4 protein-coding genes are annotated in these 7,604 nt (G+C 70.9%); all 4 read right to left on the bottom strand.

What is annotated here, in order from left to right; genetic code table 11:
- Positions 1-24: 24 nt before the first annotated feature.
- The 4 genes from B4M62_RS03360 to B4M62_RS03375 are packed head-to-tail and all read right to left on the bottom strand — an operon-like array spanning position 25 to position 7,442.
- A complete protein-coding gene (locus B4M62_RS03360; RefSeq protein WP_290705164.1) occupies positions 25-801 on the bottom strand; it encodes an SDR family oxidoreductase in 777 nt (258 codons plus the stop codon).
- On the bottom strand, positions 794-1,435 hold the full coding sequence (locus tag B4M62_RS03365; RefSeq protein WP_344716219.1) for an isochorismatase family protein: 642 nt from the start codon (positions 1,433-1,435) through the stop codon (positions 794-796). Before B4M62_RS03365 ends, B4M62_RS03360 begins: the two co-directional genes overlap by 8 nt.
- A 26-nt stretch (positions 1,436-1,461) precedes the next feature.
- On the bottom strand, positions 1,462-2,415 hold the full coding sequence (locus B4M62_RS03370) for an iron-siderophore ABC transporter substrate-binding protein (protein ID WP_290705166.1): 954 nt from the start codon (positions 2,413-2,415) through the stop codon (positions 1,462-1,464).
- Positions 2,412-7,442: a non-ribosomal peptide synthetase gene (locus tag B4M62_RS03375; RefSeq protein ID WP_290705170.1), complete on the bottom strand. Its 5,031-nt coding sequence runs from the start codon at positions 7,440-7,442 to the stop codon at positions 2,412-2,414. Before B4M62_RS03375 ends, B4M62_RS03370 begins: the two co-directional genes overlap by 4 nt.
- Positions 7,443-7,604 lie beyond the last annotated feature (162 nt).

The following is a 7,604-nucleotide window of genomic DNA, read 5'->3' on the forward strand; positions in this document are numbered from 1 at the left end:
CGGGATCTGCTGCCCACTCGGCGGCTACTGGTCGAGCGTGGCGCCGCCGTCGACGCGCAGGTCGTGCAGGGTGATGTGCCGCGACGCGTCGGAGGCGAGGAAGACCGCCGAGGCGGCGATGTCATCGGGCGAAGCGAGCCGGCCCAAGGGGATGCCCAGCCGGAACTGTTCGGCGGTGCCGGCGATCACCCCGGCCGCGCTGTGCTCCGGCGGCACCGAGTCGGGCCACATGCCGCGCAGCATGGCCGTGTCGGTCGACCCGGGCGTGATGATGTTGCACCGCACCCCGCGGGCGGCCAACTCGAGTCCGGCGCTGCGGACGAGGCTGATCACGGCGGCCTTTGTCGCTCCGTAGGCGCCGAGGCCGATACGTGGGGTGGCGGCCGAATTCGACGACACCACCGTGATCGAACCGTCGTCGGCCACCACTCCGATGGCGGCGCGCAGCAGCGCCATCGTCCCAGTCAGGTTGACCGCCACCAGGCGATCCCACTCGGCGTCGTCGATGATCCCGATCGGTCCCACGGCCAGGGCGGCGGCCGAATGGACGACGGTGGTCAGTGGACCGCCGAGTATGCCGGGTGCCGCCTGCACCAGGTCGGCGACCGCGGTGCGGTCGATGAGGTCGACGACGGCGCTGGGTGAGTCGAGCGCGGCCGCGAAGTCGGCGACCGGCGGCTCGACATCGGTCAGCAACACCTGGGCGCCGGCGGCGGCGAAGGCCCGCGCCACCGCGAATCCGATACCGCCCGCGGCGCCGGTGATGAGTGCGCGCTTGCCCGTGAGTGCCTGATCAGCCATCGGATTTGAGCTTTCGCAGGGTTTCGTCGGCGGTCACCGCCACACCGCAGGTGTTGTTCACATAGTCGACGGCGCCGCCGTGGAAGGCCGGATTGAAGTCGGCGACACCGTCGGTCACGAAGAATGCCTGGATGTCGTGCATGAAGGCGTCGGCCGCGGTCAGCAGGCAGCCGATGTGTGCGTAGATGCCGGTGATAAGGAGTTGGTCGCGGCCGCCGTGGGCCAGCAGGGACCGCAGGTCGGTGCGCGCGAATGCCGAGTAGCGCCACTTCATGACGGTGATGTCGCCGGGTCGGGCGGCCAGCGGCTCGATGATGGCGGCTTCGTCGGCGCTGCTGATGCCCGGCCCCCACCGGTCGGTCAGCAGGCCGCGCCGCGACGGGTGCTGGTGTGGTGGCTGCGCGGTGAGGATTACCGGCACCCCGGCCGCATCACAGGCATCACGCAGCGCGCCGATGGTGGGTACGACCGAGGCGAGCGGTTCGGATCCGGCCGCGTAGACGTCGACGAAGTAGTTCTGCATGTCGTGGATGAGTAAGGCGGCGCGTGACGGGTCGATCTCCCAGTCGAGCAGGGGCGTGCTTCTCGGTGCGATGTCACCGAGAAGGTAGGGGCTAATCGGGGGAATGGGCACGGGGCTTCCGATCGGATGGATGGGTGCTAGTCGAATGCGGCGGTGATGTCGCGGAGGATCGCCTCGACGCCGAGTGGACCGGTTCCGCTGGTCCAGGGCGTGCCGTCGACGGGGAAGACATGCCCGGACCGGGTGGCGCGCAGCCCGCTGAAGCCGGGCTTCGCGCGGGCCACATCCAGTTCCTCGCGCGCCTGGCCGGTGCTGCCGAGGACGCCGAAGAAGATGTAGTCCGCATCGATTTGGTCGAGGTTTTCCATACTGACCTTCTGCCCGGCGCGGTTGGCGGAGTCGACCTGCTGCTGGGCCGGGGGCCGCTGCATGCCGACCCGGTTCAGCACCCAGGTCGACAGCGAATTGCCGCCGACGATCGTCGGGCCCTCCGATGACCAGCGCACGACGCTGGCGGTCGGCGATTTGGGTCCAGGGGCGGTCGCCACCAGCCCGGCCGCGACGGCGATCTTGCCGTTGATCTCGGTCATGGCATGGCGATGCTGGTCGGGGCGGTTGAGGACGGCAGCCATGGCGGCGAAGTACGTCTCCCACCCGTGCGCGTACTTCGCGACGAAGACGGTGGGGGCGATTTTGGCGAGGTCGTCGATGCTGTTGCGGGAGCCGGTGGTGTCGTCGACCACGATGAGATCGGGCCGCAGTTTCAGGATCTGCCCCAGATTGGGCGATCGGGTAGACGCGACGATGGGGATCGATGTGGCGGTCGTCAGGTAGCCGGGGATCCCCAGCTGCCCCCGGCCGGCGGTGGAGCCGACCGGCGTGATCCCCAGGGCCAGGGCGGAGTCGAGGGCACCTTCGGCGAGGGTGACGACGCGCCTGGGGTTCGCGGGGATGGCGACCGTGCGGTGGTCGGCGTCCACATACGGCCGGCCGTCCACCGGTGGTGCAGGCCTTACGGTGTCGCATCCGGCGAGCCCGATGATGAGCAGGCCGCCGGTGAGGGCTGTGGTGATCCGGGCTGCCAGTCTCACTGCTGTCCCCTCCCTTCGCTGGGTGTCGTGAGTTCGTCAAGTGTCGTGAGGTCATCGATCAGCAGGTGCGCCCACCAGACGATGTCGTGACCGCCGTTGAATGGGCGCAGCGCGACCGGCCACCCCGCCGTCGCCAGTTCACCGGCCAATTCGGTCACCGGGTCGACGAGCAGGCTTTCATTGCGGCCCACCGCCAGCCGGACCGGCCGTGGCGGTGCGGACCGCAGTTCGTCGGCGAGCCAGCTCCGCACATCCGACCGTTGGGCCGGGCGCGTGGTCGTGCCGGGCGTCCACCACATCGATGGAGAGTACGCGAGGACCGCGTCGACGGCGTGTGGAAACCAGCGCACCGCTGCCAGGGCGGACGCTGCACCGAGGCTCTGGCCAGCCCAGATCGTGGTTGTCGTGGTGTGGCCTAGATGCTGGCGCGCGGTGGTGAGAACATCGCCGGCGACGGCGGCGAGGAAGTCGCGGTTGGGGCCGAGCAGGCGCATGCGGGCGGCCGGCAGGCGGGGCGCATCGATGCCCAGGACGGCGATCGGGTCGTCGGTGGCGCCGACGGTATCGGCGAGGATGGCCGGCAGGCCGCACTCGTCGAACCACGTGTGTGCGTCGAACAGCACGACGAGGCGAATCGGTCCGTCGCCGGCGCCGACCGGCGCGGTCAGCCGCCATCGGACACCCCATCCGCCATCACCGACATCGCCCTCGGCGATCGGGGCCGGTGAGTCCGTGCGGGGCCAGCGAGCCGGATCGGGCGCCCCGGCCGTGCGCAGGACCGACCCGAACGGCGAGCCGGCGCTCGGGTTCGCCGGGTCGACCACCGATCGTTGGGCGACGGCGCGCGAATACGCGATCCCGCCGTCGCTCAGGTGCGGGTCGTCGGCAGGGTAGGCGTAGAAGCGGTAGGAGCTCATTGTGGCGCGCGGCACGGTGAGTTCGGTGAACCACAAGTCCGTGCCGCCCCACGGGCGCAACTGGCCGCGCGCCTGGTGTGGACCGTCGGTCAGCCGGTTCGCCCAGAGGTAGACGCCGGCACTGCCGGGCGGTGCGCGGAAGGCGAGCAGGACGCGCTGGGAGGCCGGATCGCCGGGAATGTCGGTGACCAGGGGGGTGCCGTGGGCGGCGAGGGCGGCGAGGACCGTGTCGGCATCGGCGCCCGGCCCGGCCAGGATCCGTGCGCGCAGCGCCTCGGTCCCCGTCCGGGATTCACTCGTCGGCGGTTGCCCCACGACGTCGGCGACGGCGGCCAGCGAGTCTGGGGCGACCATGCCCGGATGATCCACCGGGAGGCTCGCATAGTGCACGGCGCCGGTGGTGTGTGGTTCCCAGGCGGGGGGCGGCAGGAAGTCCTCGGCGGTCGCGGCGGCGGCGAAGTGCCAGAGGTCGCCATCGACCACGCCGGTGCGGTGCGAGCGCATGAGGGCGGCGAAGTGACTGACGACGGCGGTGATGCGGTGGACCTGCTCACGGGTGAGGCTGCCCAGCGCGGCGTGCTGGTCGCGCAGTGCGGCGAGCACCTCGTCGTCGGAGTCGAGCGCCAGGTCCGAGTCGGCGCCCGCCATGGTCAGCAGGGCCCGGCGCAGTTCGGCGGGGGTGGCGGCTGGCTGGCCGGCCCAGCATTCGCTGGGGTAGGCATCCAGGAGGACGACCTGTTCGACGACGCGCCCGCGCGCCGCGGCCTGGACGGCGATCTCGTGGGCGATGACTCCGCCCACCGACCAGCCGAGTAGGCGTATCGGTCCGGTCGGCGCCACCGCGTCAATGGTGTCGAGGTAGTCGTGGGCGACGTCGGTCAGCGACTCGGGCAGGTCGGGACCGGCGGCTTGCAGGGCGTACAACCCGATGCCGCGAGGGAGGACGGGGAGCAGTCCGGCGTAGCACCAGCCCAGCCCGCCCGCCGGGTGGATGGCGAAGACCGGGGCCCGGTGACCGTCCACGGTGGCGGGCCGCAGGGTGAGCAGCCGGCCGAACGGGTCGGTCGACGCGTTGCCGGCGATGCGCTGCGCGAGGGCACCGACTGACGGGGCGGCGAACAGGTCGGCCACGGCAACCGGCGTGCCGAGGATGCCGCTGCACCGGGCGGCGAGGGCCGAGGCCGACAGTGACGTCCCGCCGAGATCGAAGAAGCTGTCGGTGACCGACACCTCGTCTCGTCCGAGCGCCGCGGCGAACAGCGGTTCGATGGCCATCTCGGTCGGCGACCGAGGCGCGGTCACGGTGTCCGCCCCGAGATGCGGGTCCGGCAGTCGTGTGCGGTCCAGTTTGCCGTTGCGCGTCGTGGGAATCGCCTCGACTACGTCGACGAGGTCGGGAACCATGTATGCGGGCAATTGTCGCGCGAGGCGGGCGCGCAGGGCGAATCGGTCGAGGTCGGTGTGCGGATCGGCGACGACATAGCCGGCAATGATCGTCGACGATCCGGTGCCGGTCGACAGGTCGCGGGTCACCACGACAGCCTGCTGCACGCCGGGCTGGTCCGCGAGCGCCGCCCGGATCTCGCCCAACTCGATGCGCCGGCCGCGGACCTTCACCTGGTCGTCGACCCGACCGACGTAGCTCAACTGTCCGTCGGCGTCGCGGCGTGCCAAGTCCCCGGTCGCATACATGCGCCCGCCGTCGACGACGGGATTGGCGACGAATCGCGTCGCCGTCAGGCCCGGCCGCATCAGGTAGCACCGAGCCAGTTGGATTCCCGCCAGATAGAGCTCCCCGACGGCACCCGGTGGCTGCGGGCGCAGCGCCTGATCCAGCACGTACGCGGCGGTATTGGCGATCGGGGAGCCGATGGGTACCTCGGTGCCGCACCACTGCGGCCCCGGCGCCCAGTGGGTCACATCGACGGTCGCCTCAGTCGGGCCGTAGAGGTTGGTGATTTGGGTGGTGGGGAGCAGCGTGCGGCCCTGGCGCAGCACGTCCGGCGGCAGTGCCTCGCCCGAGCAGACCACCAGCCGCAGGGCGGCGAGGTCGGTCGACGACGGCGCGGCGGTCAGGAAGGCGGCGAATGCGGATGGGACGAAATGGCACACGGTGATCCCCTGGGCAGCGAACTCCGCGGCCACCGCAGTGCTGTCGCGTTCGACTCCGGGGGTGGCCAGAACGAGGGTGGCGCCGCGGATCAGTGGCCAGAAGAATTCCCACACCGAGACGTCGAAGGCGTACGGCGTCTTCTGTGCGACCCGGTCGTCGGGCGTGAGACCGAAGGCGTCGTCCATCCACCGCAGCCGGTTGACGATGCTGCGGTGTTCGATGACGACTCCTTTTGGCCGCCCGGTCGAACCCGAGGTAAAGATGATGTACGCGGCGTCTCGGCTGGTCGGCGCCGACTGGGAGGCAGGGGACGCGTCGAGCGGGGTCACCGCCAGCCCGAGCCCGCTGCGCTGCCAGTCGGGCCGCGGGCCGGGCGGGGTCAGCATCACGCGGGCGTGCGCGTCGGCGAGCATGGCGTCGATGCGGGCCGACGGGAGTTCGGGGTCGATCGGCAGATAGGCGGCGCCGCAGTGGAGGGTGGCCAGGAGTGCGGCCACCATCTCCGGTGACCGCGCCATGCGCAGCGCGACCACGCTGCCGCGACCCACGCCGTATCCGCGCAACGTGTCGGCGAGGTCTTCGACGATCAGTCGCAGTTCGGCGTAGCGCAGCGATTGGTGGCCCCACACCAGTGCGGTGCGCGCGCGGTGCTCGCCGGCGGCCGCGGTGAGAAGATCCGCCAGGGTCGCCGATTCTGCTTCGGCGACCAGTGTCGGCTCCCCGGTCTGGTTGCGCTCGACGACTTCCCGGCGTGCCTCGGCGGGCAGCGCGACGGGCAACGAGCCGACGGGGGTGGTGCCGTCGGCCTCGCTGATCCGCTTGAGTAGCGCGCAGAGGCGGTCGCCGTGGGCGCGCGCCTCACCGGCGCGGTAGCGGGCCGGGTTTGCCTCGACTTCGACGACGAATCCGCCGTCCGGTTGCGGCGAGCCGGTCAGGGTCAGGTCATCGACCGGGCCCATCGCGATGTTCACGACCGTCCCGGTGGCCGCGCCGAAGCGGAGTTGGGGCGTGAAGAATTTGACGTTGGCACCGGGACCACAGAGGGGGCTGTCGATGCCGACGCGGCCGAGGTCGCGGCGCAGCCGGTCGGCGCGATAGCCGGCGTGCGGACGTACCGCGCGTAACTGCGCGGCGACGTCGCCGACGAGGTCGTTGATGGTCATCGTCGGCGAAACCGAAAGGCGCAACGGCAGGACGTTGACGGTCGGCTCCATCGTCACGGGTGCGCCGAGCGGCCGATTGGCCCAGGGAACGCCCAGGGTCACGGTTGGCTCGCCGGTCCAGTTGCTGAGGTAGAGCGCCAGCGCGGCCATCAACGACTCGGCCCAGCCGCGATCAGTGGCCGACGGACGCGGCCCGAGCGGATGGGTGGTGCGGTGGGCGCGCTCGCGGGCGAGGGTGGGCCCGGTCTGTGCCAGTGTCGGCGGGCGGCCCGGGTCGACGTAGTCCGCCCAGAACGCGGCATCGCCGGCATCGGATTCGGCGGTCGCGATCTCTGGTCGTGCGAACGGCGCCGCCGGTGGCTGCGCACCGGCCAGGTCGGCGGTATAGCTGTCGGCGACCCAGCGCAACAGCCGGGCGAACGAGTAGCCGTCGACGGCGATGTGGTGGATACGGGAGATCCACACGTGGTGATCGTCGGCGACCCCGACGATGTGCTGGCCGGACAATTGCTCGCCGGCGATCTCGTCGGAGATCGGCGCCGTGATCATCGCGCGGGCGACGATGTCGGCGAGGGTGCCGTCATCGGGGCGGTGCTGGACGACCGGGTGCTCGCGTGCGTCCCGATGGGCGCGCGGCCGGTCGCCGTCGGTGGCATATCGGCTGTTGAGCGCCGGAAGCCGACCGAGGCAGTCGGCGAGGACGGTTGCGAATCGGTGTGGATCGAAGTCGCCGACGATGTGGATCTGCTCGGCGCACTGGTAGACCGGGGCGTCGGTGACCTGCTGCTGGGCGAACCACACGGCGAGTTGCGCGGTGGTGAGTTCCTCGGGCAAGGGCAGGTACTTCCGGCTGGGTGTGGCTTTTGTTTAGGATAGCCTATGCTCTACGATCGGCTCGTGGCTGGATACCCCCCTGATGTGGCAGAACAGTATCGCGCAGCCGGCTACTGGATCGGGCAGACCCACACGGCGATGCTCACGGAGTCGGCCGCCGCA

The organism is Gordonia sp. UBA5067, assembly GCF_002414845.1.
Classification (GTDB): Bacteria; Actinomycetota; Actinomycetes; order Mycobacteriales; family Mycobacteriaceae; genus Gordonia; species Gordonia defluvii.